The organism is Pseudarthrobacter sp. B4EP4b, from assembly GCF_006680095.1.
In the GTDB taxonomy this organism is placed as follows: Bacteria; Actinomycetota; Actinomycetes; order Actinomycetales; family Micrococcaceae; genus Arthrobacter.
Genome location: NZ_VHIJ01000093.1, coordinates 2,976 through 4,984, shown reverse-complemented (window position 1 = coordinate 4,984; position 2,009 = coordinate 2,976). Strand labels below are relative to the sequence as shown.

Annotated in this window: 2 protein-coding genes and 1 pseudogene; all 3 read left to right on the top strand. The window is 61.3% G+C overall.

The annotated features are described in order from the left end of the window. Positions 1–24: 24 nt before the first annotated feature. Positions 25–1,023 (top strand): LacI family DNA-binding transcriptional regulator, encoded by a 999-nt coding sequence (locus FNL14_RS23005; protein ID WP_142065143.1) that lies wholly within the window; start codon positions 25–27, stop codon positions 1,021–1,023. Positions 1,024–1,075: 52 nt separating this feature from the next. After that, positions 1,076–1,369: a putative quinol monooxygenase gene (locus tag FNL14_RS23000; protein WP_142065134.1), complete on the top strand. Its 294-nt coding sequence runs from the start codon at positions 1,076–1,078 to the stop codon at positions 1,367–1,369. A 260-nt stretch (positions 1,370–1,629) separates the two neighbouring features. Continuing rightward, a pseudogene (locus FNL14_RS22995) lies at positions 1,630–2,009 on the top strand (glycosyl hydrolase family 32); the annotation flags it as partial.

Sequence of the window (2,009 nt, the reverse complement as noted above, 5' to 3'; positions counted from 1 at the left end):
CCCCTGTCCCCCACCCGGCCCACCATGCGCCACGTGGCGGCGCTTGCGGGTGTCGGAATCAAAACCGTTTCACGAGTGATCAATGACGAGGCGGGGGTATCTGAGGCCACGCGGCAAAAGGTGCTCGATGCCATCGCGCAGCTCAACTACCAGCTGGACGTCACAGCCGGCAGCCTCCGCCGGGCAGGCAGGAGGACCCTGTCGGTAGGCCTCCTTCTGCCCAGTGTTTCCAACCCGTTCAGCGGCGAGATACACCGGGCCCTGGAGGATGCACTTGGCGCCCGGGGAATAGCCGTTTTCGCCGCCAGCCTCGACGACGACCCTAAACGGGAGCAGGCCATCATCGCTGCTTTCCTCGGGAGGCGGGTCGACGGCCTTGTCCTGACACCGATCGCAAAAAACCAGGCGTACATGATCCCGGAGCACTCCAGAAACCTGCCAATGGTCTTTATTGACCGGGAGCCGGTAGGGGTGGAGGCTGATGCAGTGGTCACGGACAACGCAGTGGGCGCGGGCAAAGCGGCCGCACATCTGCTGAGGCACGGACACACCAAGTTGGCCTACCTGGGCGACCGCACAGACATTCAGACCGCGCGGGAGCGCCGGCGGGGCTTCCTCGAGGAGGTCGGCGGGGCAGGTATTCCCACCTCCGCACTACCCGTCATCGACGATCTTCATGATGAGGAAGCAGCGAGGCGGGCGGCCCTTGAACTGTTGAATTCCGAGGATCCTCCCACGGCAATTTTCTCGAGCCAGAACCTCGTCACTTTCGGAACGATGCGCGCGATGAAGGAGCTTGGCGTACACAAGCGTGTGGCACTTGTTGGTTTTGACGACTTCACTCTTGCCGACATGATGGACCCCGGGGTTACAGTCATCGCTCAACACCCGGAGCGGATTGGCGTCAAGTCCGCCGAACGGCTTCTGGCCAGGATCGACGGCGACGAGCAAGCTCCCCGGACCTACATCGTCCCGTCCGAACTCATCCAAAGAGGCTCCGGGGAAATCCGCCCGCCGGCATGAACCCCTCCCCAAGGAACTTCGCCTCTGCCAAACCAACCTGAAGAGAGAGATCATGACCAAAACCTTGTATGCCGAGTTCACCGTCAAAGCGGGCAGTGAGGCCCGCGTTGCCGAAATGATGGTCGAATTGACCCGGCACGTCCGCAACGAACCAGGCAACGAACTGTTTCTTCCCTACACCCGCGAAGAGAATCCCCGGGAATACTTCGTCTTCGAGGTATACCGGGATGAAGCCGCGTTCCAGGAACACATCACCGCCGACTATGGAGCCAGGTTCAACGAGGAACTGGCCCGTCACATCGAAGGTGACGGCTCGGAGCTGACCTGGCTCAACCCGGTCCTATAGCCCAGCTGCAAACAGCGGCCCTAGGGTAAGCGTCCCCGAAGGCTTTTCCCTCAAGGACCGCCCCTTCGCACGTCTCAGCCCCCGTCCTGCGGACGCGGGGCCAGTCGTCGTTCCCTTGCCCAGCAGCGTATTCGGGCACAAGAAATCGGGCACAAAAATGACCGTTGACTTGTCCGATAGACATCTTTTAGAGTCCATCGCACTGACTGACAACGTTGTCTACTGGCTAGACACGTCCAATGAAGGGCGACACAAGCAACATGAAACAATCCACAATGCGGAGCGCGCGCTGCGTCTCTGCACTGACACTGGCCAGCCTCTCGCTCGCCACTGCATTGGCTGGTGCCATGCCCGCGTCCGCCGCCGAACTCGGGGATGAGCTGCACCGCCCGGCCATCCACTTCACGCCGGAAAAGAACTGGATGAACGATCCCAACGGGCTCGTATTCCACAAGGGCGTCTACCACCTGTACTACCAGCACAACCCCTCCGGGAACACCTGGGGGAACATGTCCTGGGGCCACGCCACGTCCAAGGACCTCGTCCACTGGGAGGAGCAGCCGCTGGCCATCTCCACCGATGCCCAGGAGGATGTCTTCTCCGGCAGCGTCGTTGTCGACAACAACAACACTTCCGGACT